Origin of the sequence: Nocardia sp. CA-119907, from assembly GCF_050955995.1 — a bacterium.
Taxonomy (GTDB): Bacteria; Actinomycetota; Actinomycetes; order Mycobacteriales; family Mycobacteriaceae; genus Nocardia.
The window spans coordinates 3,649,364-3,675,216 of the sequence record NZ_CP192091.1; the positions used below are offsets into that span (position 1 = coordinate 3,649,364).

Below are 25,853 nucleotides of genomic sequence, written 5' to 3' on the forward strand. Positions count from 1 at the left end.
AATGCCTGGCCGTCATGACCGGGTTCAGCCGCCGCGTTCCAGGGCAAATCCGGCATCACGCCATGCGACGATCCCGCCGCCGAGGCTGCTGGCGTCGAATCCGGCCTGCCGAGCGATGGCCGCGAAGCGCAGCGATAGTTCGCCGACCGGACAGACGAAGACCAGCGGCCGTGAGCGTGGGAACGGTATGTCGTGGGTGAACATATCGTCGAGTTGATCGTCGCGGATATTGATCGCGCCCGGCACGTGGCCGATGCGGTAGGCCATCGCGCCGCGGGTGTCCACGATGGTGGGGCGGTCGGTGCGATCCAGTTCGGCCAGCTCATGTGGGGTCAGGGCCGGGGTGGCGGCGCGGTCGGCGGCACTGGGTGTGTGGCGGCGGTCGGCGCGGTCGAACAGTTCCGGTCTGCGCTTCTCGAGGTAGGACAGGTACGGTTCCAGCCGATCGCAGACGATGAATACCGCGACCACTGGCTCCTGCGCCGAAACGGCTTGCTCAGCAAGGGTTTCCAGTGCGGCGGCATAGCTGGCGCCACTCGTCGGACCGGCCAGGATGCCGTAGCCGGTGGCTAGTGCGAGCGTGGCGTCCACCGCGCGGGCGGAGTCGATGGTGACGATGCGGTCGTAGAAATCGGGTTGGAACAGCCCGACATCCCACATTTCGCTCTCCGAGCGGATGCCGGGTATGAAGTCCGAGCGCTCGGAGACGACCGCGATGGTACGCAATTCGGGATTGTGTTTACGCAGGTAGGTGGCCGCGCCGCGGGTGGAGCCGGTGGTGCCGAGTCCGCCGATGAGATAGTCGACCCGGGTGATGCCATCGGCGGCGAGGTCCTCGTGGATCTCGCGGCCGGTGCCGTGGTGATGGGCCTCGACATTCTTCTCGTTGGTGTACTGCGAGGGGTGATAGTAGGCGCCTGGATCCTTGGCCATGGTCGTTTCGATCACCGAGTACACATCGTTGGGTGTGGTCGGGTCCGGACATTCGGACAGACCGGGCAACTCCACGATCTCGGTACCGAAGAGCTGCAACAGATTTCGTACCTCGGCGACCTTGATCCGGTTGGTCACCGCGCGCAGGCCGATGCCGTGCACCGCGCCCAATATCCGCAGTGCCTTGGCGGTATTGCCGCTGGATGCCTCGATGAGTGTCTGTCCGCTCGCGCGGATCTCGTCGAGATCATCGCGGATCATGCCCCAGGCCACCCGGTCCTTGACCGAGCCGAACGGGTTGTGCGACTCCAGCTTCGCGTACAACTCGACATTGTCGAGTCCGTGCACAGCCGGATCCAGGCGCAGCAGCGGCGTATTGCCGATCAATTCGGTGATGTGGTCATAGCGCATCACGGCGCTCCGGAGGGTCGGCGCGGCAGCGGCCGACGGCGCGGACCGCGCGGGGGTGTGCGGCGCGGCGGTGGCAGGCCGACCGGGATGAGCGGTTCGTAATCGACATCGCGGTACACCTGGAAACTGCCGGTGCGGTGTACGACAGCGAGTTTCGCGGGCAGTGGATGCATCGAGGCCGACGCCGCGGACAGATCCATGTGGTACGCGGCGGTATTCGGGAAAACCACCAGATCGCCTTGGCGCGGGCGCTCGGGCAGCCACACCTTGTGGTTGGTGATCAGATCGCGCTCCAGGCAGAGGCGTCCGGCGAAATACACACCGACAGAGCCGGATTCGGGCGCGGGACGCGGCGTGGGCATGGTGTCGGCGGCACCGCGCAATGGTGTCACACCGTCGCCCGCCGCGGTGCCGTCGCGACCGGGCGCGGCCGGCCCGGGTGCGCTGCTCGGCGTATGCGCGATGCTGGGCAGGACCAGCGGATCGATCATGACCTCCTGATCGGCCGGGGTCACCTGATCGCGGCTGAGATCGAGATTGACCAGCATCGTGCCGTCGGCGAGTTCCTTGACGAATTCCACCCGCGCCACCGTCACCCCGGCATGATCCACCAGCGCCTTACCCGGCTCCAGCCAGATGTCGAGCATATTGTCCCCGGCCACCTGGGCGACGGTGCGGCCGCCGTGCCGCTGCAAGGGCGCGCCGAGCAGATCATCGAGCATCCGCGTCGCCGGCACCGTATTCGCGTACTTGTGGAAGACCGGAATTCCGTGCACCGCACCATCATCGACGTGATAGCCGAAGGTATTGTTCGACCAGCTCATTGGTTCCCCGCGGCCGAGCAGGGATTCGCGCAGCGCGCGCACATACCCGTCGAACCGATCCGCGTCGGCGGTGAACACCTGCCGGAAGCCGCCACCGATATTCAGTACCGAAGGGCCGAGCCCGTGTTCGTACGCGCGCTCGACCAGGGCCAGGCAGGCGTCGATGGCACGGACGCGTTCCGCGGGATCGCCGGAATCGATGTGGAATGCGAAGCCCAGGAACGCGATTGCTCGTCGGTTGGCCGACAGCAGATCAAATGCGCGATCCATATGCACCAGCGGCACGCCGAATCGGCTCACCGATGTTTCGTCGAAGCCGGAAACCCGCAGCAGCACGGGAACTCGCGCGCGGTCACCGGCCAACTCGGTGATCCGGCGCAGCTCCCATAGGTTGTCGACATTGATGGTCACCCCGCAATCGATCAGATCACGCAGGAACGCTTCACCTTTCGGACCGGTCACCTCGATGCGCATCGGCCCGAATCCGGCGCCGATGGCACTGGTGAGCTCGTGCGCGGAGGCGACGTCGATCGCGATGCCGGCGTGTTCGGCGGTGCGTACGAAGGCGCGGGACTGATTCACCTTGTGCGCGTAGCAGATTCGATAGCGCGTCCCGCTGCGGTCGAGTACGGCACGGAACCGTTTCAGGTTCTCCGCATAGACCTGCGGAAATACCAGGTGGGTCGGGGATCCGAAGCGAATGAGTGTCTCTTCGACGGCCTCGCGGGTATCGAGAAAGGCGCGCACCAGCGGATGGATCTTCGCGGGTAGCGCCGGTAGCGGTGCCGTCATACCGCGGTTTCCGTGGGCTGCGACCGCGACGAATCCACTGCGGCATGCGCCGGTTTCTCGGCCACCGGGTTGTAGCCGCCGTCGCGGATCGATTCGAACGCGCGGGCCCGATTGCGCGGACTTCGGAATTCGGCGACCACCCGTTTACTGGGCAGATCGATCTCGAGCACCTTGACGCCCATCGTCTCCAACACCCCGGTGATGGTGCGGACACAGTGCTGGCAGCTCATATCCGGCACATAGAAGATCTGATCCTCGGCGGTGGCGGGCGCGTCGGCGGTGCGTTCGTCGAGATCGGCGCTCACCTCGGTGATCAGGATCCGCTCGACGAGCTGTGTGAAGATCGCGACGAATTGGTCGACCATCACCGGCAGCAGGCTGTAGTGCCCGCCACCGAGGTTATGGGGCATAGCGGCCAGACATGCGGGCCGGGTATTCGGCGGCAGCAGCGCGTACTGCCGGGAAATCAGATCGAGGTCGTCGTGGTATTTGGCGATGGCCGCGGCCACGCTCAGTCCCTCCACCCGGGTGGCGCGCCGCATGACAGTGTGCGCATCCTCGATGGTGGCGTCCTTCATCGCGCGCAGCGTCGCCACGGTGTCGGCGGTGTAGCGCACTGTGCCGTCGGGCTGGGCCGCCAGGGTCACCGGAATCATCCCGCGCCGGTAGGTAGAGGCCTGCAACTCCCAATACCAGCGCGTGGCGACCGCCGCGAAGATGCCGGAATCATGTACGCCCCTGGCGAATTCGGCCGCACTACGATACCGCGTCTGACGGGCGAGCAGCGCGTGCTGGGCCAGTGCGCGCCCGGCGGCCTCGATGCCGACCCGCAGGATCTCGATCGGATCGTGATCGGTGGTGGTGCCGTCGAGCACCGCGTGCTCACGCGGGCCCAGGCCGTCGACACGCTGCGCCAGTGCGGAATTCGCGGCCAGGGCATGCCACAGCAGCAGAACCGTTTCGCGCATCGCGATCGGTACCAGCGGACCGAGGCCGTCGGCCCGGAAGTGTCCGGTATTGGGGATGCCGTCGCTATCGGTCCAGGCAATGCGGTGTGTCGCACTGGTGACCTGATACGGCTGACACGGGCGCATGAAGTTCTGCAGGTACAGCCGCTGCGAGTAGGTCAGGTGGCTATTGGGCTCGGGACGCAGTGCGGCGCAGGTGTATTCGATTTCTCGAACGGAGGAAACCGCGATGGGGGTGGTGAACAACCCGGGTTCGGTGAGTCCCGCCAGCACCCGGGACGCGGCCCGCCTGTCATAGCGTGGGGTGTCGTCCATTTTCACGTGACCTCCTCGGCAATCGTCGTGACGCATGTCGTGAAGCGGTCGATCTCGTCGAGGGTGTTGTAGATGTGCGTGCTGACCCGCACCGAGTCCGCGCTGTCCTGGTCACCCCCGGGCGTGCAGTGCAGGCCGGTGCGAACCAGAAAACCCAACTCGCTCAACACGAATCCGAGGTCCGTCGCGGAGATGCCCGCGAGTGTGAAGGACACGATGCCGTAGCCGATCGCGCACGGTGCATGCGCTGGCCCCGGCAAGAATTCCAGACCCGGCACCGGACGCAGGTTGTCGATGAGCCGCAATGTCAGTGTGCGATTGTGCGCGGCGATGACATCGACATCCAGCGACTCCAGCACCTCCAGTGCGCTGCCGAGGGCCAGGATGCCCGGAATGTTCTGTGTACCGCCCTCGAGCAGTTCCGGCATTCCGGCCGACGCCAATCCCGTGTCGGTGAGGTCGACCCCCGTATTGCCGCCGGGCAGGAACGGCAGTAGCCGATCGTGAACTCTGCGGTTGCAGTACAGGATTCCGGTACCAGGCGCTCCGAACATCTTGTGCGCCGCGAAGACCGCGAAGTCCGCACCGAGTTCGGTGACGTTCACCGGCAGATGCCCGCCGCTCTGACTGCAGTCGAAGCACAGCAGGATTTCGGGGTCGATCAGGCCGCGCAATTCCTCCAGCGTGGTGAGTCCGCCGAAGACATGGTGCAGATGGCTGGTGGTGATCAGCCGGGTGCGCGGGGTGATCTTGGCCAGGATGTCGTCGGTATCGGCCTCGCCCAGTTCGGTTACCCGATAGGGGACCAGTTCGATACGGCGGCCGAAGCGGGCGAGCACCTGCCGCAGATGGTGCCACGGATGCACATTCGAGGCGTGATCGCGTGGGTTGTAGAGGATTTCGTCGCCGTCATCGAGTTCGGCCAGACCCCAGGACAGCGCGACCGCATTGAGCGCGGCGGTCGCGCCGGCGGTGAAAACCACCTCATCGGGTGTCGCGGCGCCGAGGAAGCTCGCCGTGCGGTCCCGAACCCGGGCCAGGCGGGTGGTCAGGTTGGTGGCCCACGGGTAGGTACCGCGACCGGCATTGGCCGTGCGTGAGGTGTGGTAGCGGTGGATGGTCTCGATGACCGGCAGCGGCTTCTGCGTGGTGGCCGCGCTGTCGAGATAGACCTCGGTGGATTCGGCGAGCGCCGGAAAGAGTCCGCGCACGGCGGCGGTAATAGGGGGTGGCGGTGCCGGTATCGGCGGGGTGGAGACCGGCCGGGTGGTGGATGGTCGGGCTGAGTGCGTCCCGGACGCAGGTGACCGCAACGTGCCACTCCCTTCCGAGAACCGCGCTGGACGCCACCAACGATACGCACTTTCGATGATGACTTCGAACGTTTCTCGTAGCCAACGCCTTTCGGAAGTCGCAGGTACGCAAGGCCCTTCAGTACTGTCCCTGTACGTACTCCACCAGATGCTGGCGTTCGGTGGCCAGTTCGGAGATCGCGCTCTTGACGACATCGCCGATGCTGACGATGCCGATCAGGCGGCCGTCGTGGACCACGGGCAGATGCCGGATGCGGTGCTCGGTCATCGTGGTGCGCAACCCGTCCACCAGATCATCGGGCGCGCAGGTGCGCACATCGACGGTCATGATTTCCGACACCGGGGTGTCGAGCAGGTCGGCGCCACGCGCGTGCAGGCTGCGCACCACATCGCGCTCGGACACAATGCCGGTGATCCGGCTGCCGTCCGGCGATACCACCACCGCCCCGATATTGTGTTCGGCGAGCGTGCTGAGCAGGGTTCGCACCGTGGTCTCGGGCGCGACGGTGGCTACGTCGCTACCCTTCCTGCGCAAGATCTCCGCTATTTGCATATTCCACCATCCAGATGTCGTGGCACCTATCAGGATGACTCGTTCGTGACCTCGTGACCAGCACGAATCCGCATCAGGCGGGGATTCACAGCCGCCGGGCCACGCTCCGGTCGAGATCACGGGCCAGCAGGGCGATGGCCGCCTGGGAGATCCCGGCGGAGGTGGCCAGGTCGATGGAGGTCAGCTGGGCGATGCGGCGCAGCCGGTAATCGACGGTATTCGGGTGGACATACAGCTGGCGCGCGGTGAGCTGGCGGTTCATATCGTTACCGAGGTATGCGCGCATGGTGTCGAAGAGTTCGGGATGGGCGTCGAGCGGGTCCAGAATCGTGGCGATGCGCCGGGTGGCGGGGCCACCACGGGTGAGTTGGTACTCCACGGCGAGGTCGGTCATCTGATATAGGCCCGGATTGCGTCCGCCGACCCGCACCAGATTGAGCAGCTCGTGGGCCTGGTCCGCGGCCTCCGGAATCTCATCGGTCTGGCCGGTGACCACGGTGGCGGTGAGCGGAACCTCGGCGGATTTGGCCAGTCGATCCAGCGTTTCGGCGGTCAGGGTCATCGCGTCGTCATCGACCGGGACGAGTAGTGTGCCGCCCCTGGTGCTCAGCAGCGCGAGTACGCGGGAATCGAAGGCGACGGCCAGTTCCGATTGCAGCCTGCGCAGCTTCCTGCGGGCGGCGACCTGGCTGTCGACCCGCGGATCGCGTTCGTCGGGATGTTCGGGAATCGACAGCGCCACCACTTGATACGCGTCGGCGATCGGGATGCCCGCCTGGCGGGCCAGCGCGGAACTGCCGCGACCGCTCAGCAGTGCCGAGGCCAGGGTCTGGGTCGCGGTCTGGTGCTCCCGGGCGACCAGATGCTGTTCCTCGACATAGGCGTCGGAGACCGCCACGGTGATCGCCTCGAGCAGTTCGAGCATGAGGTCGGTGGCAACCAGCAGTTCAGCGATATCGTCGGCCTTGGCGCGCGCGGTCACCAACCCGAACGCGATCCGAAGTCCCTCGTGATAGGCGCGCAGGATAGTGCCGAGCGGCACTGCCTCGCGGGCCCACTGCGACGCCGCCTCGCGTACCTCGCCGAGCTGCTCATCGCCGGGAACCATGCGCTTGTCGAACATTTCGGCGGCCAGCGCCAGACAGCTGCGGGTCAGCTTGGTGACGTCGCCGCGCAGCTGCTCGCCGGGCAGCGTGCGACACGGCGCCATGCAGGTCGCGAAGTAACCGACCATGCGCGAGGCGACACGGTCGGTGTTCATCAGGGGAATCGACGCGGGCTGCCCGCCGATCTCTAGGACAGGGTCCGTCGGTTCGACGGACAGATCCAGCGCGGAGAAGGTCATACGCGTCGCTCCAGTGCCAATCGGACGTGATAGATCTGCGCCCGAATCGTTGCATCACTATACGAAAAGGTTATGAACTGGGGAAGGGTACGCGAGATCTCTTGTGGGCCCGCATTGTTGTGCATTGCTCATAAGCGCGGCATGTGCCGTGGTGGGAAGCTCCAGCACCGCTCCGAGTCGCCGAAATCCCGTGACCAGCCGTCTTAACGTTGCCATTGGCTCGGTGTTTGCGAACGGTTCGCCTGCGCCGCTGTGCCCACTGCCGGGTAGCCCATGGAAGGTGCGAACAATGACACGACGTAACCATCGGAGATTGCGACGTAATGCGCTGTCGTGCGCGGTGATCGGGAGTGCCGCGCTCCTCGCGGTCGGGTTCGGTCCCGGCCCCGCTGGCGCCGATCCGGATATCGCGCCGACCGAACAGGCCCTTGCCGATTTCATCGGTGCGGCGCCCGGCGCACCGGTGGGTGGGCGTACCCCCGTGGCCTTCGCTGGCACCGGTAGCAGCTCGGGTTCGGCGGGGAGCCGGGCGTCGGTTCCGGTGAGCGCGGGGCCGGAGGTCGCGGGCTATCTCGCCGCGTTCGGCTACGGGGTCCTGCATCCGGATGCCTCGCCGCCGGGTGCGAACGACTGGAACTGCCGTCCCACACAAGAACATCCGCGTCCGGTGGTGCTGGCGCATGGCACCTGGCTCAACGCCTATGACAGCTTCGCCTACTTGGCGCCGCAGTTGGCGCGCGCGGGCTTCTGTGTCTTCGCACTGAACTATGGACAGGCGAATCTGCTCGAGGGCGGTGGGTTCGGGGCGATCCTGCCGGGGCGCAATGGCGTTGGCTACATGGAGGATTCGGCCGTGCAGCTCGGCGATTTCATCGATCGGGTGCGGGCCGCGACAGGGGTCGACCAGGTCGATATCGTCGCGCACTCCCAGGGCGGCGCCGTGGCCGATCAGTACCTGAAATTCGAAGGGGGAGTTGGCAAGGTGGCGCGGGTCGTCACCTTCGGCGCCACCCACCACGGGACCACCCTGCTCGGGATGGCCACCCTGGGACGGGCGATCAATAGTCTGGGTGTCGATATCCTGGGGTTCAACGAGCTGTTCGTCGGCCACGCGAATATCGAGCAGGCGATCGGGTCACCGTTCTACGCCAAGTTGAATCAGGCGGGGGATACTGTGCCCGGTGTCGGGTACACGGTCGTCGGCTCCCAGCACGACGAGGTCACCAATCCCTATGAGCTGACCTTCCTGACCGCGGGTCCCGATGCCACGGTGCACAACATCACGCTGCAGGACGGCTGTGCTCAGGACATGTCGGATCATCTGACGATGATGTACTCACCGCGCGCGGTCTCCATTGCCCTGCGAGCGCTCGATTCGGACGCGCATCCGAATCTGGTGTGCACGTTCAACCCCTGGTTCATCGGTGGGGGCGGCGGGCTCTAGCGTCGGCGCGCGAAATCTAGGCGGCGCCTTGGTGGTTGTGCAGAGACAGCTCATCTATCGCTGCGCCGCTTCGGATTTCGTGTTCGATCGCCCTGGCGGCGTAGTGCTGGCCGCTGGCGCGTAGCTCGGCGATGCGCCGTTGTAGCGCTTCGGTGCCGTAGGCGGCGGCGACATCGGCGATCCCGAGTCGACCGGCAGCGTGTGGTGGATTCATGCGAACGCCCCTGTGCCTCTGACGCCGGGCGGTCCCGGTGGCGACTACGGCACGGGCTCCCGGGGTGCGAAACTCCCTTGTCGCGCACGAGTTTAGAGCGACGAGTTGCGCAGATGCAAGTACATTTGCACGAACATCGCTGCGGGCGAGGTGATTTGGCGACCAGCCGTTTGCGGAGCTATTGGTGCCTAAGGCTATTCGTCGTCGAGCCCGGCCGATAGGTAGGCGGCAGCGGCCAGCCACTGGCGGCATTGCGGGCCGTGGACCTCGTGCAAATGTAGGATCTCGCGGGCCTGTCGATAGGTGAGGCCGCGCGGTTCGAGTGCGCAATCGAGTGGCGCGTACTCCGGCGCCGAGCCCTGCCGCAAGGTGTCGATCCCGCCGCCGGAGATCGTAGCCCCGCGGGGAGTTCGGAATGGCGTACTCATCTCGACCGCCCCTCGCGTCTGCCGGTGGGGAGGTCGAATGTGGTGACGCCGGTGCGAACTCCCTGCGTACCTCCCCGATGCTGGCTCCGAGTTTAGGCCGCCAGCACTTACAGATGCAAGTACATTTGTACGAACGACCGACAGAAATATGAACGGCGGGCGACGACCGGATGGCCGACGACCGCCGTTGTCCCGCTTGCGCTTCAGGGTTTGCGGGCGACCGCGCCATAGGCGGAGATCGGCCGGATCTCGCCGACCTCGGTGGCGTCGGCGCGCCACTGGGTGATGGAGACGAATCCGGGCTCCACCAGTTCCAAACCGTCGAACACGGCACGGATTTCGGCTTGGGGGCGGGGGATATAAGGAACGCCGCCGGTGCCGGTGTAGTTCTCACACAGCGTGACGTAGTCCTTGCTGTCGTCGGTGCCGTCCCACATGACCAGGAAACTGCCCGACGGCGCCGCGGCGAGCACGGTGCGCACGATGCGAAGCAGGTCCTCGTAGGTCTTGGCGTGACCGAGCACGCCCATGAACATCACCCCGATCGGCTCATTGAAATTGAGCACGTTCCTGGCATCGGAGATGATCAGTTCCGGATCGTGGAAGTCGGCGTCGACGTAGGTGGTCACACCCTCCGGTGTGGTGCTGGTGAGCAGCGCCCGCGCGGTGGCCAGCACCAGCGGATCGTTATCGACGTAAACGACTTTCGATTCCGGCGCGACGCTTTGGGCAACCTCATGGGTGTTCTGCATGGTCGGCAGCCCGGTACCGATATCGAGGAACTGACGGATGCCCTGCTCGCTTGCCAGATAGCGGACCGCGCGAATGAGGAACTGACGCGACTGCACCGCCATGGTGGTGATATCGGGATCCACCTCGATGCCCGCGTCACCGGCGATCCGATCGATTTCGTAATACTCCTTGCCGCCCATCCAGTAGTTCCAGATGCGCGCGGAATGTGGGATGTCGGTACGGATGAGCGGGTTCTGGTCTTCGGACATGGGGCTGGACTCCTCGGCGAGCGAATAAGCGTTGACCGGAGTGCTCCAGCGGGCGGGTGTCGCGCATGGCTGGCACATCCGATGTGCACTGTGACAGTACAAGATTCGCGTCTGCTCGACCGGTCGGTTCGAGTGGTTCGCCGACGCGTTCCCGTCCGGTGGCGCGCGGAATCCTCTACGTACCAAGGAGTATCTGTCGCCCGCGTGGCGTGGCACGGGGGGTAGACGGATGGCCCTGCGCCGAGTGGCGCATACGACACTCGCGTAACCCGTCGAACAATGGTCACGTAGCGGACCGAAAGGTCTGAATTCTGCTATCCCACTGGGGAATGCTCCGTGCTATCTTGCAGATGTAGGTGCAAATGCAAGAACGTTTGAGCGCACATCTGTAAGGCCGCTCGAGCGCACATCTCACACTGGAAGCAGCCCGAGGAGTGGGGAAGATGTTGGACACCGGTTCACGCAAGATCACGAGCGCTTGGCGTAAGAGCTCCTTCAGCGGTCCGTCCGGCGGTAACTGCGTCGAGGTCGCGGAGGCATCGGATGGTTCGATCGCCGTTCGCAATTCACGCGACCCGGAAGGTGGCATGCTGTTCTACACTCGGCCGGAGATCGACGCGTTCGTACGCGGCGCGAAGGCCGGGGAGTTCGACGACCTGACTAGCTGAGCGGTAACATTGGCGATCGGTGCGGTGTGTTTCTAAACGTGGTGTTTATGACACACTGTGGTCAAACCCGAGTATCGGAGATGACTTCATGATCGCAGAACCCGATGACGACGGTCGTGTGCAATCGGTTGTAGTGGAACGTGGTCCGACCGTATTGCGGATCGCGCTGGGCGGGCAGTTGCGTGACCTCCGGGTGAAGAAGGGCATCACCCGAGAGGCCGCAGGTGACGCCATCCGCGGATCACACGCCAAGATCAGTCGTCTCGAGTTGGGCCGCACCGGTTTCAAGGAACGCGATATCCGCGACCTGCTGACCCTGTACGGCGTGTCCGACCCCGAGGAACGCGAACGCTTCCTCGATCTGGCCAGGCAGGCGAACGAGCCAGGGTGGTGGCATCGCTACAGCGATCTGCTGCCGTCCTGGTTCGGCACCTACCTGGGCCTCGAGCAGGCGGCCACCAAGATTCGTACCTATGAGGCGCACCTGGTGCCCGGGCTCTTGCAGACGCCCGAATATGCCAGGGCGGTAATGTCACTCGGGTACGAGGACGCCGATATGGATCGGCGGGTGCAGGTCCGCATCAAGCGACAAGAGGTGCTGCGACGCGCCGATCCACCGACGGTCTGGGCGATCATCGATGAGGCCGCGCTGCATCGGCCGGTCGGTGGCTCCCGGGTGCACCGCGAGCAGATGGAACATCTCATCGAGCTCGCGCAACTGCCGAATGTCACCGTTCAGGTGCTGCCATATTCGGCGGGAGAGCATGCCGCTGCGGGCAGTTCGTTCAGCATCTTGCGTTTCGCCGAATCCGAGCTGCCCGACATCGTCTACCTCGAACACCTGACCAGCGCGCTGTACCTGGATCGGCGGCAGGATCTCGCGCTGTACCTCTCGGTCATGGACCGCTTGAGTGTCCAGGCCGAGTCGCCCGGCGAGTCGCTGAAGATCCTCGCCGAATATGCCAAGAAGGCTTGACTGCCATTGCGGCAGTGGTGATTCGGAACGAACCTCGCGCTACCGACCCGACTCGCTCGGGTCGGTAGCGCGGGTAGGGTTCGCTGCTGCGAACGCGTCCGCGGTCGCGAGATCGAAATCGCCGTGATCGCTGCCGAGTCCCTGAGCCACGAGTGCGGCGACCGCATTGCCGAGGATCGCGGCATCCCGCAGTGAGCGGCCCAATGCGACGGCGCGGATGAATCCGGCGGAGAAGGCATCGCCGCAACCGGTGGTGTCGACGACATCGATGGCGAAGGCGGGAATGTCCCGATATCCGTCGGGACCGACGAGCAAGGTTCCCGCGGCGCCCCGAGTGATCGCGAGAACCGTTGCGCCCGCGTCCTGTAGCAGCGCCGCGCCCGCGCGCAGATCGGTGCTGCCGGTGAAGCCGAGTACCTGTTCGTCATTCGGTAGCAGGTAGTCGGTGTAGGGGAGTGTGGCGGCAATGGCATCGAGGCTGCCGAGTGCGCCGGGCGCGATGAGATCGACCGAGGTGGTGACGCCGTTTTCCTTGGCATACTGCAGGATTCGCGCGGCACTGGTCGCGCCGATCAGCTCCGGACCGCCCAGATGCAGGTGGTCGGCGGCGGCGAGGGCGTCCCAGTCGACGTCGTCGAGGGTGTAGAACGGATTGGCGCCGAGCAGATGCAGACTGGGGCGGGCGCCGTCGGGTCGGATCGGCAGTACCGACGACGAGGTTGGCCGATTGTCCTTGCGCACAACCAGTTTCGTGTCGATGCCCGCCTTGGCGAGCAGCGCGAGCAGGATATCGCCGGAGGTGTCGGTGCCGATCGCCCCCGCGGTCCGCACGCGCGCGCCGAGTTTGGCCAATGTCAGCGCGGTACCCGCGGCCGTGCCCGCAGCGGTGATGCGGATATCCTCCACCAGTGCGGTCTGCTGCTCCTCCGGTATAGCCGTGACGGGGCGCACGAGAACATCCAAAACCTGTGCGCCCAAGGCGATTACCCTCATTTGATATCCTTGTTCAGTGGTTTACGGGTGCCGTATCCGGTGCGCAGTGCCACCTCGACGACCGCAGCCTGCTGCTGTTCGGAGAGCACGCGCGGCTTGCCGATCGCCATGGCGTCCAGATACAGCGCACAGGCCCACTCCAGCAGCAGCGCGGATTCGACCGCCTGGTCCAGCGATCCGCCGAGCGTGACGGCGCCGTGGTTGGCCATCAACGCGGATTGCCTGCCCCGCAACGCCTCTCGCACCGCATCGGCGAGTTCCGGCGTGCCGAAGGGGTGGAATGGCGCGACTCGCGTCGAACCGCCGAGCAGCAGCTGCTGGTAGTGGATGACCGGCAGTTCGTCCAGCACGCAGGCGATGGCAGTGGCCCTCGGCGCATGAGTGTGCACGATCGCCTGCGTGTCATAGGTGCGATAAATGTCGAGGTGCAAACCCAATTCGGAGGTCGGCGCATAGCGACCCGCGACCACGGTGCCCGTCAGGTCGACCACGGTGACATCGTCGACGGTAGCCTCGGCGAGTACGGCGCCGGTGGCGGTGATGGCGACCAGATCGCCGAAGCGCAGGCTCGCATTGCCCGCGGTGCCGACCAGCAGTCCGTGCTCGGCCAGGTGCAGACAGGCCGCAGCGACCTGTGCACATTCGGTTGGCGCAATGGTGGTCATCCGGATACCCTACCGAAACCTGAATTCAATTCACATTATCTCGGAGGTGATCGTGCCGGTCCGGGCTCTACCCGAAGCGGGCTTGCGTCGCGTACCGATTCAGGCGCGCAGCCGGAAGCGACTGGCACGCGTGCTGGAGGTGGCCGATCGACTGATCGCCGCCGAGGGTGTCGGGGCGTTGACCATGATCAGAGTGGCTGCGGAGGCACGGATTTCGGTCGGATCGCTGTATCAGTACCTGCCGGATCGCGAGGCCGTGATCGAAACCCTCGCCGCGCTGTATCTCGAGCAGTTGGAGGCCAAGGCGGCGCTGCTGCTCGAGATCGCGCACCGCGAACGGTGGGACGATCCGATCGGCGTCCTGGTGGACGCGTTCGCGCAGGTGTACCGGGACGAGCCCGGCTTCCGTGCGCTGTGGTTCGGCAAGGACTTCAACGAGGCGGCACGGGCCGCTGATCGTGAGCACAAACGCCGAATGGCGGTGACGCTGCGCGAGGTTATGCTCGCGCAGGGCGCCGTCGCCGACACCGAGGGACTCGATATCGCATGCCGCGCCGCACATCTGATGGGCGATGCGGTCATGCAAGAGGCATTCCGATGCGATCCCGATGGTGACCCGAATCTGTTGCAGGAGGCGAAGATCGCGCTGCGGGCGTATGCGTCGCAGTGGGCATCGCCGCCCGAACCGTGAGGTAATTCGATTGGGCCGCTAGAACTTCGGATGCCGTGGGGTCACTGCTTGATGAAGCTGGAGGCGATGCGCCAGAAGGTGGCGGGCTGCAGGGCCTCGAGATCCCAGTCGTCGGCCATCGCGTGCGCGGTGGTGACGATCCGATCGATATCGAAATCATGTCGAGTGGCCGCACCGGTGGACTCGACAGCATCGATGACGAAAGCGACTGCGGTTTCTCGCGAGTATGCGGTACTGCGCTGTCCGCTTCGGGTCGACGGTGTGCTCATAGTTGTTATACCGTTCGCTGGCTGGTCGGCCAGTGCGGCTTCGGCGATCCCGAGCCGGCCGCCGAGAAGTGGTTGATCCATTAGAACGCCCCTGACGTCTGGCGGCAGCAAACCCCTGGCGACATCGGCCCTTGGTTCACCCACGCGGCCTCCCCTGGTTGTCCCCTGTAATGCCTTGCGGGACTGAGTTTAGGTCGGTGTGCCTTTCAGATGCAAGCACATCTGCACGATCGATTGTGCATTCGCAGTTGGGTTTTCGCATCTGCTAACCATCCGCGAACCGATTCGGACGGTGGCGAATTTCGCGCGATCATTTCGCATTGATCACCACATCGGTGCTGTAGTGCACCTGAGTGCCCGGCTCCACATATCGCTCCACCGCGCAGCGCCAGGCCAGGAAATGTTCGGTGAAACGGTGCGCTTCGGCCGCCTCCTCATCGATATAGACCTGGTAGAGGAAAAACCGGTGCGGATCGACGCGGTCAGCGCATACATCGAATCGCAGGCAACCGGGTTCCTCGCGCACCGATGCGGTCGCACTGCGGTTCACCGCGGCGAGGAATTCACCACGAGATCCGGGTCGAAGCTTCAGGGAAGTGATGCGGCTGAACACGGTAATGTTCTCCATTCCAGCGGCGAAAAATGTCAATCGATAACTGCGGCACCGCCTTCGGCGACCGACTGGCTACCGGTCGCGGAGATCGCTGACGACACCGGTGTGTCGCCCGCGATGAGCTCCAGCGTGGCGTGTGCGGTCCGCGGCGCGTGCAGAATCTCGGCGAGTGCGGCGGCGACATCGGCGCGCGCGACGCTGCCGTAGGGCAGCGGCGGCGCGCCCAGTGTGACCCGATCGGTCGCCGCTGTATCGAGCAGGCGGCCGGGCCGCAGAATCGTCCAATCCAGATCGCGGGCGCGCAGATCGTCTTCCGCCTGGGTCTTGGCGTCGATATAGGCGGCCCAGACCTCGTCGGTGCCGGGTGCGGGCGGTTGTCCGGCGCCCATGGTGGAGATCTGCACGAACCTGCGGATACCGGCCGCTTCGGCGGCATCGGCCAAGAGGACAGAACCGCCCTTGTCCACCGTGTATTTGCGGGCCGCACCGCTGCCGGCACCCGCGCCGGCCGCGAAAACCACGGCGTCGGAATCCTTTACGACGGCGGCGAGTTCGGAGACGGTACTGTGCTCGAGATCGAAGACGACCGGTCGGGCGCCGGTGGCGGCGACCTCGGCCGCGTGCTCGGGATTGCGGATCAGGCTGTCGACCTCATCGCCGCGCCCGGTGAGCAGTTCGCCGAGCAGCAGTGCGATCTTGCCGTGTCCGCCCGCGATGACGACGCGCATGGCTGGTTCCTTTCTCATCGTTCGGGTCCGCCGGGATTGCACGAGGCCTGGACGGTGGCCTGATAGCCCACCGCCGGACGCCAGGGTTCCAGATTCCAGCTCTCCTTGTTCGGCTGCACCATGCGGGCCCAGACCCAATGGCAGACGAACTGATCGCGCATGCCGGGAGTGTCGGCGTCGGGGGCCAGCGTGAGCACCTCCTGCCACGCCCGTTCTTCGGTGTTGGGGAAGGTCTCGTGCCGCCCGGCCTGGGTCGGGAAGACCAGCAGGCGTGGTCCGTCCACGCCCTCGGTCCAGGTGGTGCGGTCGATGAGCGGCATATCGGCGTAGGGATCCACGCTCGGCACCGTGGCGAGGGGGGTGCTCGTCGCCGCCGCGGTCGTGACCGTTGTCGGCGTGGCCGACGTGCTGACCGGCGGTGCTTCATCGGAACCACATGCGCCCACGGTGCTGGCGAGCGTGCCGCAGCACAGCAGCGCGGCGCCCATTCGCACCGCTCGCGTCCGATCGGCCTTGCGCTGGGTCACTGTCGATCCTTCCGCATGGTTGTCTGCCAACCGAGGGTAGTCATAGCGTGGCGACGCAACAGCCGTACCGGGATCGAGGCCACCGATTGTGGTGTCTTGTCAGCGGTGGAGGGGATGGTGATAGTCGGTCGATGGCGCGGGTTCGCAGGGTGGTCGGTGCGGCATTGGTCGCGATGACGGTGGCTTCGGCCGGGGCCGCGATGGCGCAGGGAGGCGACGCTCCCGGTGTGGTCACCGAGACCACGCAGCTGTCCGGTGCGCTGCGGGTGCGCGGTGCGGCGCTGGCGCAGCGGATCACGTATTGGTCACGCGGGCCGCGCGGGCCCATGCAGAGCACCGCCGCGATCTACCTGCCGCCCGGTCCACCGCCCCCGGGCGGCTGGCCGGTCGTGGCCTATGCGCACGGCAGCGTCGGCATTGCCGACCAGTGCGCGTTCACGCTGCGGCCACGCGAGTTCTATTTGGCGACGGTCTATCCGGTGCTGCTGGCCGCCGGATTCGCCGTGGTGATCTCCGACTACGTCGGACTCGGTACGCCCGGCACGCATCCGTACCTGGACGGTCCCTCACAGGCGCGCAGCGTGATCGACGGCGTGCGGGCGGCCCGCGCGGTGACACCGGCCCTCGGCGCCCGCTGGGCGGTCTTCGGCCAGTCGCAGGGCGGCCAGACCGCGCTGTTCACCGCGGCGCTCGCACCCACCGACGCACCGGAGTTGGCATTGCGCGGCGCCGTGGCCACCGGCGCACCGTCGAATCTGGAGTACGGGTTGACCGCGGCCGGGCCGTGGGTCCCGCGGTTGCCATTGCGCAAGACCACCACGTATTTCGGGCTGTTCCTGGCCGGATTGCGCGCTACCGCACCGGAACTCGATATCGACAGCTATCTGACGCCCATCGGCGAGCAGGTGCTGCGGATCGTGGAGTCCGAATGTGTCGACGACGCCGATGCGCTGGTGCGCGATATTGCGATCGGACAGATGCTGAGCAGGCAGTTGGCGGGGCCGGCACTGGAATCGGCGGTGCGCTCGATGCTGCGGATTCCGACCGAGGGGCAGAGCGTGCCGCTGTTCCTCGGACAGGGGCTGACCGATCTGGAGGTCCCGGCTCCATTGAGCGTCGAGCTGATCGCCGATCTGCGATCCTCCGGTGCCGATCTCCAGGTCGGCGTCTATCCGGGTGATCATCTGAGCGCGGCGGCCGAGGCGCTACCGGACGCACTCGCCTTCCTGCACCGTGTGCTGGCGTAATTGCCTCAGTGCCACAGTGAACGGCACGGCAGGCGACGCAGTCCCGGTCGTACCTTGCCGTCCACCGTTACGGTCAGGCCGTCGTGCAGTGCCGCCGAGGTGAATTCCCAGGCCTCGGCCCGGGTGGCCGCGTATTCCAGGATCAGCGCGTCCTCGGGTGTCGGGCCATCGAAGTAGACGGTGATCCGCCGCGTCGGCGATTCCTGGATATCGGTCGGATACGCCGGATTTCGCGCGCCGGAGTCCTGCTCGGTCGCGCGTTGTCCAGTCGAGTTCTGCGCAGTGCCGTCCATGCCACCGTCTCCTTGGGACCCGACCCGTCGTGTCGATAGCACTGACGGTAAGTCGCCGACCATGGCGCGGACTATGTTTCCGGCGATCACCTGGATATGTCACAGACACGACACGTAGTTATGGGAGACAGTCACGAATGCGACTGCACACCGATCACAACGCACACTCCCGGGACTTGTGACTTACCAATAGGATTGGCGCGGCCCCCTGCCCTTCCCGGCGGTGGCCGTCAAAGATATTCGCAACGTTGGACCCACTCTGGAGGCACCCGTCGATGAGACAGGCCCTGCGAAGACCGTTGCGCGCATTCACCGCGCTGGCGACCGGTCTGCTGATGGTGATCGCGGTGGCGGGGGCCGCCCACACCACACCCCTGTATCCCGCCCCGGATCCCGACCCCTTCTACGCGACGCCGTCGGATCTGGCGGATAAGAAACCCGGTGAGGTGCTCGCGACGCGGGTGATGCCGCCGCTGGCGATCTTCCCGGATACCACCGTCACCGTTGTGCGGTTCCGGTCCACCAGTTCCGAGGGGCAGCCGATCGCGGCGACCACCACGGTGCTCACCCCGAAGGCGCACGCCGCCGACGGCCCCTTGCTCTCCTACCAGCACATCATCAACGGCCTGGGTTCGGAGTGTTCGGTTTCGCGGGTGCTCTACACCGGCGATCCGAATCTCATCGTCCGGGAGGCGCCGGGCTGGAATGTGCTGCTCTCGCGCGGCTGGAGCGTCGCGCTGCCCGACCATCTCGGCCCGAATTTCGCCTATGGCGCAGCCAAATTGGGCGGCATGATCACCCTCGACGGCATCCGGGCGGTGAAACAGGTCGCCGAATTGCAGGTGACCAAGAGCCCGGTTGCCATGGTCGGTTACTCCGGTGGCGGCATGGCCACCGCGTGGGCGGCCGCACTGGCGCCGAAGTACGCGCCGGAACTGGATATCGCCGGAGCCGCGATGGGCGGTGTGCCAATGAATCTGGTGACGATGCTGGAGACGCTCGGACTGAACTCGCATCCGGTCTTCGGACTTGCCTTGGCGGCTGGACTGGGCCTGGAACGCGAGTATCCGGATCGTTTCCCGATCAGCGATCAACTCAACGACCGCGGCCTGGCCGCACGTGCCCAGATCGCCAATAGTTGCACCAATGACATTCTGGCCGCGGGCGCGGGCCGCGGCGCCCTGGACTTCGCGAAGTCCACCTCGATGATCAACGACGCCACCGCACGCGCGGTGGTGGAGGAGAACAGCCTCGAGCTCTACGACGGTGTGCCGAAAATGCCCATCTTCGAATGGCATTCGCCGATCGATGGACTCATTCCGGTTGATGCGGTGGTGCATACCGATAAGCGCTGGTGCGCGGCCGGTGCCCGGGTGCAGTCCGAACAGATTCCGGTCCCCGATCACCTGACCGCCGCGGTGCTCGGTATCCCCGCGGCGCTGGCATGGCTGGATGCGCGATACCGAGGGGAGGCGGCACCGAGCAACTGTTGAACGAGCACAGCTGAATTGGTGATGACCCGGCGGACCGCCGGGTCGTCACCGAGCCGGATCTGCCTTGCTGACAAGCGGATTCGGCTCGAATTGTTGCGATTCGGAGACGTGTCACACACAACTCGGGCACAGTGGGGTCTCCGGGCGAGCATGGTCGGTTAGCCTGACGCTCTGGCCTCGGTTCCAGGGGCCTTTGGGCGTCGGAGGCACCACCTCAACCGGGCGCCAGGGAACCCGACGTTGCACCCTGGGGCGTGTGCCATGAGTTGTTTGCGTGTCATCCTTTTCGCGCTATTGCTGGTGTGTTCGGCCGCGACAGGTGAGGCGGCCGCCGAACCACAGTCCATACCCGGACTACCCACCCTTCCGAGTCTGCCCACGTTGCCGATCCCAGCGGATTCCGGTGAGATCCTGCCCGATCTGCAGCAGTGGATCGATGGCCTCATCCCGCCACCGCCGATCGCCGCGGCACCGCTGCCTTCCGGCCCCATGCTGGAGGCCACGACGGTCTCCCCGGCGCTGGCCGCATTGCGTCAGGCCGCGCTGCCGAGCCCCATCGGCGATCCGATCTTCGACGCGTGGCCGGCGGATCTGGACAGCTTCGCCGAGGGACACGTGGTGGAGGTCCGCGATATCAGCGCGACGGCCGCACCGCTGGTGCTGGTGCCGATCCGGCAGGCGCTGCTACTGAAGTACCGCACGTCCGATTCGCGTGGTGCGGCCTCCTACGCGACCGCGACTTTGATCATCCCGGCCGCCACCTGGTCCGGTCCCGGTACCAGACCGGTCGTGGTGAACAATCTGCCGATCGACGGCCTCGGCCGCGACTGCACGCCCGGCTACACCTTGGCCCACGGCTGGTCGCGCAATACCAATATGACCGACTTCATCCCGCCGACGACGCAATTGGCGGCACTGCGCGGATACGCCGTGCTGATCCCGGATCACGAGGGGCCCTGGATGGCCTACGCCGAGCCCTATGTCGCCGGGCACGCCGTGCTGGACGCCATCCGGGCGGTGCGCGAACTGCGCCCGGACGAATTCGGCGACAGCCGCTTCGGCATGACCGGATACTCCGGCGGCGCCATCGCCACACACGGGGCGGTGAAACTGATCGACAGCTACGCGCCGGAATTGGCCGCATCGATCGTCGGTGCGGCGCTGGGCGGTGTGCCCGCCGATTACGAGATTCTCGCCCGCAGCATGAACGGCAACCTCGCCTCCGGGGTCTTCCTGGCCGCGACCTTCGGTGTGGGCCGGGAACGCCCGGAGATCCTGGCCAGGATGAACAATCTGGCGCAGTGGGCGGCCACCTCACCGCTCAAAGACACGTGCGGGAACGTCTTCGGTGCGGTCGGTGTGCTCATGCTGCCCATGGATATCGCCGCGAACATTCCCGATCCATTGCACTCCGAGGTCGCCCAGGATATCTACGCGGTGACGCGGATGCCGGGCATCATGTCGGCCACACCGCTATATATCTACAACGGTGAACAGGAGTTCTGGATCCCCGCCGAAGGCGCCCACAACCTATACCTCGAGCAATGCGGCCTGGGGGTGGCCGCGGTGTACCGCAGTGTGCTCGGTGAACACATCATCGCTGGTGGTGTGGGGTATCCGGAGGCGATGATCTGGCTGGACGAGCGCCTGCGGGGTGTGCCCGCGCCCGATGAATGTGGAGCGAACGGTCAAAATTAAGGATCCGCTGACGAAGGGTTGCCTGCGTTACGTTGGCCGCCGAGTCGGCGATTTATCACACATGATGGTTTTGACCGGATCCGAACAGGCAAGTGCGTTGGTGGGGCGCCACTACCGAATGGCCGATCACTATGAGGTCGGCCGCGAGAAGATTCGGGAATTCTCCCGTGCGGTGCGAGATTTTCACCCCGCGCATTGGAACGAGGCCGCGGCGGGGGACCTCGGCTACGACGCGTTGATCGCGCCGCCGACCTTCTCCGCAATCGTCTGGCTGCTGGTCCAACGCAAGATGTTCGATTCGGTGCTGACCGGTTACGACATCAGCCAGATGCTGCATACCGAGCAGAGCATCAAGGTGCACCGGCCGCTGGTCGCCGGTGACCGCCTGCGCTGTGACTCCTGTTTGGAATCGTTCCGGCAGTTCGGCGATATGGACTTCATGGTCATCAAGACCGTCCTCACCAACCAGCACCGGGAACTGCTGCAGACCGCGCATGCCACAGTGGTCGCGCAGACCGGCGCCCAGCTGGCGAGCGAGCTGGTGACGGCGGTCGACGGTGTCATCATGACCGGTCAGGCGCTGACCGAGCGAAATGCGCCCCAGCACGCGCCGTCGCAGGCCGTGGAGAGCGGCATGATCGAATGCTTCGACAAGGAGTTGCCCGGGTTCGCGGTGGACGAGACGCAGGTTCGGGTGCCGTGCACGATGCCGGAATTCGACGGACTCACCGTCGGTGCCGAACTGCCCACCCGAGTGATCCCGCTCTCGCGCGGCGATCTGGTGAACTATGCTGGGGTATCCGGTGATTCGAATCCGATTCACTACAGCGACCACGTCGCGGACGCGGCGGGGCTGCCCGATGTGGTATCGCACGGCTTGCTCACCATGGGGCTGGGCGCGAGCTATCTGACGGACTGGCTCGGCGATCCGGCCGCCATCGTCGACTACGGGGTGCGATTCTCCGGCTTCGCACCGGTATCGGCCACGCACAACAGCGAGATCGAGTTCCGCGGCCGGATCAAGGCGCTGGATCCGGTGCGCCGCGCGGCGACCATCATGCTGACCGCGACCTGCAATGGACGCAAGCTGTTCGGGCGGGCCATGGCCGAGGTGCTGCTGCGCTGATCGTCGCCACCTGTACTTACCGATGTGCGAATGTTTGTGGAAATGGGGCATTTTGGTCCTAGAGAGTCGTGGCGAATCCATGGCAGACTCGCACCATGCGTGCTTCGGAAGTGCGACATTCATTCTCCGGTAATAACCCGGCCACCGACGGTGGGCCCACCGTCCTGCGGATGATGCTCGGCAGTCGGATGCGACGGCTGCGCGAGGGCTGCGATATCTCCCGCGAGGACGCGGGAGAGGCGATCCGCGGTTCACATTCCAAGATCAGCCGACTCGAGTTGGGCCGCACCGGTTTCCGGGAACGCGACCTGGTCGATCTGCTCACACTCTACGGGGTCACCGATCCCGTGGAGCGCGAGGAGTTCAAGGAGCTCGCGCGCCAAGCGAATGCCTCCGGCTGGTGGCATCGCGACAGCGATTGGCTGCCCAAGTGGTTCGACACCTATCTCGGACTCGAACAGGCCGCCAAGCTGATTCGCTGCTACGAGCCGAGAGCGGTGCCGGAGCTGTTGCAGACCGCCGACTATGCGCGAGCTTTGCTCGCACTCGCCCATCCGGCCGAATCGGCGGAGGGGATCGAGCGGCGGGTCGTGCTGCGGTTGCGCCGTCAGGAGATCCTGCGCCGCCCGAACCCGCCGCAGTTGTGGCTGATCGTCGAGGAGGCGGCATTGCGGCGACCCATCGGCGGGTCGACGGTGTGGCGGGCCCAACTGGAACAGGTGCTGCGCATCGCGGAGGAACCGCATATCACCCTGCAGGTACTGCCCGACCACGTCGGCGGACCGGCACTGGCCGACGGCGCGTTCACCATGCTGCGCTTCACCGAGGCCGATCTGCCCGACATCGTCTACCTGCAGCAATTGACCAGCGCGCTGTATCTGGACAAGGCCGCCGACCTCGACGCCTATCGCGCGGTGGTGAATCAGCTGTCGGTCCATGCCGCGCCGCCGGAATACACCCCGGGACTGCTGCACGCGCTGTGCGAACGACATCCGGCGACGCTCGACCACCCGGCCGATCCGCGCTGAGGCGCGAAACCGGCAAGCGCGCCAATTGAACTCGGTAATGTGTCGAGAATGACCGACGATGTTGCGCCACCGAATCGGCTCGACCGGGAGATCGATCAGAGTAAGCCGAGCATCGCGCGGGTCTACGACTATCTGCTCGGTGGGAAGGACAACTACCTCGTCGACCAGGAGGTCGGTGACCACTTCAAGCTGAACCTGCCCGGTTCGGTGGCGATCGCCTTCACCAGCAGGCAGGCGCTGATTCGTGGCGTCCGGGATATGGCCGTCGCCGGCATGCGGCAGTTCATCGACTTCGGCAGCGGCCTGCCGACCGCGGACAATGTGCATCAGGTCGCCCAGCGGCATGCACCCGGCGCGCGCGTGGTCTATGTCGACAGTGATCCGATCGTGCTCGCGCACGGCCGTGCGCTGCTGGCCACCGATGCGAACACCACGGTGATCCAGGCCGACGCTCGCGACCCGAAGTCGATCCGTGATCATCCCGAGGTCGCGCGGCTGATCGATGTCGAAGAGCCCGTGGCCGTCATCTTCAGCTCGATCCTGCATCACTTCAACGATGATGAGGACCCGGCGGCTGTCGTGCGGTTCTGGAACGACCAGATTCCTTCCGGCAGTTACGTTTTCATCACGCACTTCCGCTCCGGCCACAATCCGGAGACCACCGCGGCCGAGCAGAAGTTGCAGAGCACCTTCGGTCGCGGCCGCTGGCGCGATACCGATGAGATCCGCGACCTCTTCGGCGAGCTCGAGATCCTCGAGCCCGGTATCGTCCCCTCGGCCCAGTGGCGCCCGGACGCGCCCGCCGGTCCCGGCGCATCGGTCGGCGCCGTCGACCGCAAACTGACGGTCTGGGAGCAGCTCATCGTCACCGGGCTGGCCCGTAAACCCTGATTCGGATCACACCGAACTAATGTCCCGTTGGGACAATAGCGCGTAGACTGCCGATATGAGTATCGACGACGGGGTCGACCTCGACGGCCGTAGGCTGCGCACGCTGCGCAGTCGCGCGGCGATGTCACGCGCCGCATTCGACCTGCTCAACGAGCGGGGACTGGATTCGGTGGGGGTCGAGGACATCGCGGAGCGGGCCGGAGTCACCCGGCGGACCTTCAGCCGTCATTTCTCCTCCATCGAGGAGGCGGTACTCGGTGAAATCGATCAGGACGTGCACCTGTTCAACGAGGCCCTGTGTCGTCGCCCGCTCGGCGAGCCGCCGCTGCTCGCCTACCACAACGCGCTGCACGACTGGCTGGCCGCCGAATACGCCGGGCCGAAGGCGGCCGGGTTGGCCCGACGCTGGGCGCTGTTCCAGCGCTTCGAGGAGGAGCCGACGCTGGCCGCCGGCTATCAGCGCATCCGACTCGACGGACAGCGCGAATCGGTGCGGATCATCGCGGCCCGGCTCGGCGTCGACCCCACGGTGGACCGGCGCCCCGAGGTGGCCGTCGCGGCCGGGTCCGGACTGCTCGTCGCCGCCCTGCAGGTCTGGGGCGCGGGCTCGGATACCAACGGACTGCCCGATCTCATCGACACATTCTTCGACACCCTTAACGGGCTGACAGCCGACTTCCAGAGCGAGGTGTCATCGTCATGACCGCAGCAGCCGGTTCACCGAGTGTTGTCCGCCGCACCTGCCGGCGCGTCGGGTTGGATCGAAATCCGATGCGCCGCCGCGAGGACCGCGTGCAGTTGGCGGTCGCGGCGGTTCTGACGGTGTTGTTCCTGATCATCGCCCCGCTGCTGTCGATGGCGGTCGGCGGCCGGATCTACCAGACCGAAGACCGTCTCGCGAAGGCGCAGGCGGCGCAGTTGCACCCGGTCGAGGCGACCGTGGTCGAGGTCGGCAAGGCCCCGCTGTACGCGCCGATCACCCCGGCCCGGGTGCAGTGGAAGGACGCACTCGGGGTCGCGCACACCAGCGACTATCAGGCCACCGGAGTGGTGAAAGCCGGTGCCACGGTGAAGATCTGGCTCGACAGCTCGGGTAAGGTCACCGAGCCGCCGTCGAGTACCCGGGCATTGAGCAAGGCGCTGCTGATCACCACGGGGCTGGTCTTCGCGATCGGAACCTGCTTCGGCGGCGGCTACGCTCTGCTGCGCCGTGGCCTCGATCGGCGCCGGGCCCGGCTCTGGGAGGCCGAATGGGCCACGGTGGAACGGACCTGGGGCAACCACGGCACCCGTCCCGATCAGGCCTAGTCGCCTCGCGCGAGTGCGGCGTGCCCACCCAGAGTGGGTAGGGACACACTCGGTGGGCACGCCGCGTGCCGGGCCGCCGTGCGGCGAACACGGGCCGG

General features: G+C 65.8%; 28 protein-coding genes. 12 read left to right on the forward strand and 16 right to left on the reverse strand.

Annotation, left to right across the window (positions count from 1 at the left end; genetic code table 11):
- Positions 1–24 precede the first annotated feature (24 nt).
- The 6 genes from ACQP2D_RS16265 to ACQP2D_RS16290 all read right to left on the reverse strand — a co-directional run bounded on the left by ACQP2D_RS16265 (position 25) and on the right by ACQP2D_RS16290 (position 7,454).
- A complete protein-coding gene (locus ACQP2D_RS16265; RefSeq protein WP_433684524.1) occupies positions 25–1,344 on the reverse strand; it encodes a pyridoxal-phosphate dependent enzyme in 1,320 nt (439 codons plus the stop codon).
- Positions 1,344–2,960 (reverse strand): decarboxylase, encoded by a 1,617-nt coding sequence (locus ACQP2D_RS16270; protein WP_433684525.1) that lies wholly within the window; start codon positions 2,958–2,960, stop codon positions 1,344–1,346. Before ACQP2D_RS16270 ends, ACQP2D_RS16265 begins: the two co-directional genes overlap by 1 nt.
- Entirely contained in the window at positions 2,957–4,243 is a 1,287-nt protein-coding gene (locus ACQP2D_RS16275; protein ID WP_433685672.1) for a heavy-metal-associated domain-containing protein, read from the reverse strand. Before ACQP2D_RS16275 ends, ACQP2D_RS16270 begins: the two co-directional genes overlap by 4 nt.
- A 2-nt stretch (positions 4,244–4,245) precedes the next feature.
- Positions 4,246–5,454, reverse strand: a complete 1,209-nt coding sequence (locus ACQP2D_RS16280; protein WP_433684526.1) for an aminotransferase class V-fold PLP-dependent enzyme — start codon at positions 5,452–5,454, stop codon at positions 4,246–4,248.
- Positions 5,455–5,674: 220 nt separating this feature from the next.
- Entirely contained in the window at positions 5,675–6,109 is a 435-nt protein-coding gene (locus ACQP2D_RS16285) for a CBS domain-containing protein (protein ID WP_433684527.1), read from the reverse strand.
- Positions 6,110–6,194: 85 nt separating this feature from the next.
- Positions 6,195–7,454: a PucR family transcriptional regulator gene (locus ACQP2D_RS16290; protein WP_433684528.1), complete on the reverse strand. Its 1,260-nt coding sequence runs from the start codon at positions 7,452–7,454 to the stop codon at positions 6,195–6,197.
- A gap of 289 nt (positions 7,455–7,743) precedes the next feature.
- Here ACQP2D_RS16290 and ACQP2D_RS16295 point away from each other — a divergent pair, with 289 nt between their 5' ends.
- Positions 7,744–8,898 carry an esterase/lipase family protein gene (locus ACQP2D_RS16295; RefSeq protein ID WP_433684529.1) on the forward strand — a complete coding sequence of 385 codons (1,155 nt, stop codon included), beginning with the start codon at positions 7,744–7,746 and terminating at the stop codon, positions 8,896–8,898.
- Positions 8,899–8,914: 16 nt separating this feature from the next.
- Here the strand turns inward: ACQP2D_RS16295 and ACQP2D_RS16300 are convergent, their stop codons facing one another.
- The 3 genes from ACQP2D_RS16300 to ACQP2D_RS16310 all read right to left on the reverse strand — a co-directional run bounded on the left by ACQP2D_RS16300 (position 8,915) and on the right by ACQP2D_RS16310 (position 10,541).
- Positions 8,915–9,112, reverse strand: coding sequence for a hypothetical protein (locus ACQP2D_RS16300; protein WP_433684530.1), 198 nt, complete (start codon positions 9,110–9,112; stop codon positions 8,915–8,917).
- 194 nt (positions 9,113–9,306) lie between these two features.
- A complete protein-coding gene (locus ACQP2D_RS16305) occupies positions 9,307–9,540 on the reverse strand; it encodes a hypothetical protein (protein ID WP_433684531.1) in 234 nt (77 codons plus the stop codon).
- A gap of 203 nt (positions 9,541–9,743) precedes the next feature.
- Positions 9,744–10,541 carry an SAM-dependent methyltransferase gene (locus ACQP2D_RS16310; RefSeq protein WP_433684532.1) on the reverse strand — a complete coding sequence of 266 codons (798 nt, stop codon included), beginning with the start codon at positions 10,539–10,541 and terminating at the stop codon, positions 9,744–9,746.
- Between the two features lie 443 nt (positions 10,542–10,984).
- Here ACQP2D_RS16310 and ACQP2D_RS16315 point away from each other — a divergent pair, with 443 nt between their 5' ends.
- Positions 10,985–11,209, forward strand: a complete 225-nt coding sequence (locus tag ACQP2D_RS16315) for a DUF397 domain-containing protein (RefSeq protein ID WP_433684533.1) — start codon at positions 10,985–10,987, stop codon at positions 11,207–11,209.
- Positions 11,210–11,297: 88 nt separating this feature from the next.
- Positions 11,298–12,185 carry a helix-turn-helix domain-containing protein gene (locus ACQP2D_RS16320; protein ID WP_433684534.1) on the forward strand — a complete coding sequence of 296 codons (888 nt, stop codon included), beginning with the start codon at positions 11,298–11,300 and terminating at the stop codon, positions 12,183–12,185.
- A 39-nt stretch (positions 12,186–12,224) separates the two neighbouring features.
- Here ACQP2D_RS16320 and ACQP2D_RS16325 read toward each other — a convergent pair whose 3' ends face one another.
- Both ACQP2D_RS16325 and ACQP2D_RS16330 read right to left on the reverse strand, forming a co-directional pair.
- Positions 12,225–13,178 (reverse strand): carbohydrate kinase family protein, encoded by a 954-nt coding sequence (locus ACQP2D_RS16325; protein ID WP_433684535.1) that lies wholly within the window; start codon positions 13,176–13,178, stop codon positions 12,225–12,227.
- The gene (locus ACQP2D_RS16330) at positions 13,175–13,843 is read right to left on the reverse strand and encodes a class II aldolase/adducin family protein (RefSeq protein WP_433684536.1); all 669 of its coding nucleotides are present in this window, start codon (positions 13,841–13,843) and stop codon (positions 13,175–13,177) included. Before ACQP2D_RS16330 ends, ACQP2D_RS16325 begins: the two co-directional genes overlap by 4 nt.
- A 46-nt stretch (positions 13,844–13,889) precedes the next feature.
- Here ACQP2D_RS16330 and ACQP2D_RS16335 point away from each other — a divergent pair, with 46 nt between their 5' ends.
- Positions 13,890–14,534, forward strand: coding sequence for a TetR/AcrR family transcriptional regulator (locus ACQP2D_RS16335; RefSeq protein WP_433684537.1), 645 nt, complete (start codon positions 13,890–13,892; stop codon positions 14,532–14,534).
- Between the two features lie 41 nt (positions 14,535–14,575).
- Here the strand turns inward: ACQP2D_RS16335 and ACQP2D_RS16340 are convergent, their stop codons facing one another.
- From ACQP2D_RS16340 to ACQP2D_RS16355, 4 genes are all read right to left on the reverse strand, one after another.
- Positions 14,576–14,884: a hypothetical protein gene (locus tag ACQP2D_RS16340; RefSeq protein ID WP_433684538.1), complete on the reverse strand. Its 309-nt coding sequence runs from the start codon at positions 14,882–14,884 to the stop codon at positions 14,576–14,578.
- Positions 14,885–15,113: 229 nt separating this feature from the next.
- Positions 15,114–15,416 (reverse strand): putative quinol monooxygenase, encoded by a 303-nt coding sequence (locus ACQP2D_RS16345; protein ID WP_354956968.1) that lies wholly within the window; start codon positions 15,414–15,416, stop codon positions 15,114–15,116.
- A gap of 32 nt (positions 15,417–15,448) precedes the next feature.
- The gene (locus ACQP2D_RS16350; RefSeq protein ID WP_433684539.1) at positions 15,449–16,144 is read right to left on the reverse strand and encodes an NAD(P)-binding oxidoreductase; all 696 of its coding nucleotides are present in this window, start codon (positions 16,142–16,144) and stop codon (positions 15,449–15,451) included.
- A gap of 14 nt (positions 16,145–16,158) precedes the next feature.
- Positions 16,159–16,671 (reverse strand): DUF2599 domain-containing protein, encoded by a 513-nt coding sequence (locus ACQP2D_RS16355; protein ID WP_433684540.1) that lies wholly within the window; start codon positions 16,669–16,671, stop codon positions 16,159–16,161.
- Between the two features lie 131 nt (positions 16,672–16,802).
- On the opposite strand from ACQP2D_RS16355, the gene ACQP2D_RS16360 reads away from it, so the two are divergent.
- On the forward strand, positions 16,803–17,918 hold the full coding sequence (locus ACQP2D_RS16360; protein WP_433684541.1) for a lipase family protein: 1,116 nt from the start codon (positions 16,803–16,805) through the stop codon (positions 17,916–17,918).
- Positions 17,919–17,923: 5 nt separating this feature from the next.
- Here the strand turns inward: ACQP2D_RS16360 and ACQP2D_RS16365 are convergent, their stop codons facing one another.
- Positions 17,924–18,211 (reverse strand): hypothetical protein, encoded by a 288-nt coding sequence (locus tag ACQP2D_RS16365; protein ID WP_433684542.1) that lies wholly within the window; start codon positions 18,209–18,211, stop codon positions 17,924–17,926.
- Between the two features lie 335 nt (positions 18,212–18,546).
- Here ACQP2D_RS16365 and ACQP2D_RS16370 point away from each other — a divergent pair, with 335 nt between their 5' ends.
- The 7 genes from ACQP2D_RS16370 to ACQP2D_RS16400 all read left to right on the forward strand — a co-directional run bounded on the left by ACQP2D_RS16370 (position 18,547) and on the right by ACQP2D_RS16400 (position 25,755).
- Positions 18,547–19,704 (forward strand): lipase family protein, encoded by a 1,158-nt coding sequence (locus ACQP2D_RS16370; protein ID WP_433685673.1) that lies wholly within the window; start codon positions 18,547–18,549, stop codon positions 19,702–19,704.
- Between the two features lie 261 nt (positions 19,705–19,965).
- A complete protein-coding gene (locus tag ACQP2D_RS16375; RefSeq protein ID WP_433684543.1) occupies positions 19,966–21,402 on the forward strand; it encodes a lipase family protein in 1,437 nt (478 codons plus the stop codon).
- Positions 21,403–21,463: 61 nt separating this feature from the next.
- Positions 21,464–22,528 carry a fused (3R)-hydroxyacyl-ACP dehydratase subunits HadA/HadB gene (locus ACQP2D_RS16380; protein WP_433684544.1) on the forward strand — a complete coding sequence of 355 codons (1,065 nt, stop codon included), beginning with the start codon at positions 21,464–21,466 and terminating at the stop codon, positions 22,526–22,528.
- A 95-nt stretch (positions 22,529–22,623) separates the two neighbouring features.
- On the forward strand, positions 22,624–23,556 hold the full coding sequence (locus tag ACQP2D_RS16385; RefSeq protein ID WP_433684545.1) for a helix-turn-helix domain-containing protein: 933 nt from the start codon (positions 22,624–22,626) through the stop codon (positions 23,554–23,556).
- Between the two features lie 48 nt (positions 23,557–23,604).
- Positions 23,605–24,447 (forward strand): SAM-dependent methyltransferase, encoded by an 843-nt coding sequence (locus ACQP2D_RS16390; protein WP_433684546.1) that lies wholly within the window; start codon positions 23,605–23,607, stop codon positions 24,445–24,447.
- A 55-nt stretch (positions 24,448–24,502) separates the two neighbouring features.
- A complete protein-coding gene (locus tag ACQP2D_RS16395) occupies positions 24,503–25,150 on the forward strand; it encodes a TetR/AcrR family transcriptional regulator (RefSeq protein WP_433684547.1) in 648 nt (215 codons plus the stop codon).
- Positions 25,147–25,755, forward strand: a complete 609-nt coding sequence (locus ACQP2D_RS16400; RefSeq protein WP_433684548.1) for an Rv1733c family protein — start codon at positions 25,147–25,149, stop codon at positions 25,753–25,755. Before ACQP2D_RS16395 ends, ACQP2D_RS16400 begins: the two co-directional genes overlap by 4 nt.
- Positions 25,756–25,853 lie beyond the last annotated feature (98 nt).

Excerpts from the sequence above, each read along its gene's own strand:
- ACQP2D_RS16265 (WP_433684524.1), bottom strand. The coding sequence starts at position 1,344 with ATGCGCTATGACCACATCACCGAATTGATCGGCAATACGCCGCTGCTG.
- ACQP2D_RS16270 (WP_433684525.1), bottom strand. The coding sequence starts at position 2,960 with ATGACGGCACCGCTACCGGCGCTACCCGCGAAGATCCATCCGCTGGTG.
- ACQP2D_RS16275 (WP_433685672.1), bottom strand. The coding sequence starts at position 4,243 with ATGGACGACACCCCACGCTATGACAGGCGGGCCGCGTCCCGGGTGCTG.
- ACQP2D_RS16285 (WP_433684527.1), bottom strand. The coding sequence starts at position 6,109 with ATGCAAATAGCGGAGATCTTGCGCAGGAAGGGTAGCGACGTAGCCACC.
- ACQP2D_RS16290 (WP_433684528.1), bottom strand. The coding sequence starts at position 7,454 with ATGACCTTCTCCGCGCTGGATCTGTCCGTCGAACCGACGGACCCTGTC.
- ACQP2D_RS16295 (WP_433684529.1), top strand. The coding sequence starts at position 7,744 with ATGACACGACGTAACCATCGGAGATTGCGACGTAATGCGCTGTCGTGC.
- ACQP2D_RS16300 (WP_433684530.1), bottom strand. The coding sequence starts at position 9,112 with ATGAATCCACCACACGCTGCCGGTCGACTCGGGATCGCCGATGTCGCC.
- ACQP2D_RS16305 (WP_433684531.1), bottom strand. The coding sequence starts at position 9,540 with ATGAGTACGCCATTCCGAACTCCCCGCGGGGCTACGATCTCCGGCGGC.
- ACQP2D_RS16310 (WP_433684532.1), bottom strand. The coding sequence starts at position 10,541 with ATGTCCGAAGACCAGAACCCGCTCATCCGTACCGACATCCCACATTCC.
- ACQP2D_RS16315 (WP_433684533.1), top strand. The coding sequence starts at position 10,985 with ATGTTGGACACCGGTTCACGCAAGATCACGAGCGCTTGGCGTAAGAGC.
- ACQP2D_RS16320 (WP_433684534.1), top strand. The coding sequence starts at position 11,298 with ATGATCGCAGAACCCGATGACGACGGTCGTGTGCAATCGGTTGTAGTG.
- ACQP2D_RS16325 (WP_433684535.1), bottom strand. The coding sequence starts at position 13,178 with ATGAGGGTAATCGCCTTGGGCGCACAGGTTTTGGATGTTCTCGTGCGC.
- ACQP2D_RS16330 (WP_433684536.1), bottom strand. The coding sequence starts at position 13,843 with ATGACCACCATTGCGCCAACCGAATGTGCACAGGTCGCTGCGGCCTGT.
- ACQP2D_RS16340 (WP_433684538.1), bottom strand. The coding sequence starts at position 14,884 with ATGGATCAACCACTTCTCGGCGGCCGGCTCGGGATCGCCGAAGCCGCA.
- ACQP2D_RS16350 (WP_433684539.1), bottom strand. The coding sequence starts at position 16,144 with ATGCGCGTCGTCATCGCGGGCGGACACGGCAAGATCGCACTGCTGCTC.
- ACQP2D_RS16360 (WP_433684541.1), top strand. The coding sequence starts at position 16,803 with ATGGCGCGGGTTCGCAGGGTGGTCGGTGCGGCATTGGTCGCGATGACG.
- ACQP2D_RS16365 (WP_433684542.1), bottom strand. The coding sequence starts at position 18,211 with ATGGACGGCACTGCGCAGAACTCGACTGGACAACGCGCGACCGAGCAG.
- ACQP2D_RS16370 (WP_433685673.1), top strand. The coding sequence starts at position 18,547 with ATGGTGATCGCGGTGGCGGGGGCCGCCCACACCACACCCCTGTATCCC.
- ACQP2D_RS16375 (WP_433684543.1), top strand. The coding sequence starts at position 19,966 with ATGAGTTGTTTGCGTGTCATCCTTTTCGCGCTATTGCTGGTGTGTTCG.
- ACQP2D_RS16380 (WP_433684544.1), top strand. The coding sequence starts at position 21,464 with ATGATGGTTTTGACCGGATCCGAACAGGCAAGTGCGTTGGTGGGGCGC.
- ACQP2D_RS16385 (WP_433684545.1), top strand. The coding sequence starts at position 22,624 with ATGCGTGCTTCGGAAGTGCGACATTCATTCTCCGGTAATAACCCGGCC.
- ACQP2D_RS16390 (WP_433684546.1), top strand. The coding sequence starts at position 23,605 with ATGACCGACGATGTTGCGCCACCGAATCGGCTCGACCGGGAGATCGAT.
- ACQP2D_RS16395 (WP_433684547.1), top strand. The coding sequence starts at position 24,503 with ATGAGTATCGACGACGGGGTCGACCTCGACGGCCGTAGGCTGCGCACG.
- ACQP2D_RS16400 (WP_433684548.1), top strand. The coding sequence starts at position 25,147 with ATGACCGCAGCAGCCGGTTCACCGAGTGTTGTCCGCCGCACCTGCCGG.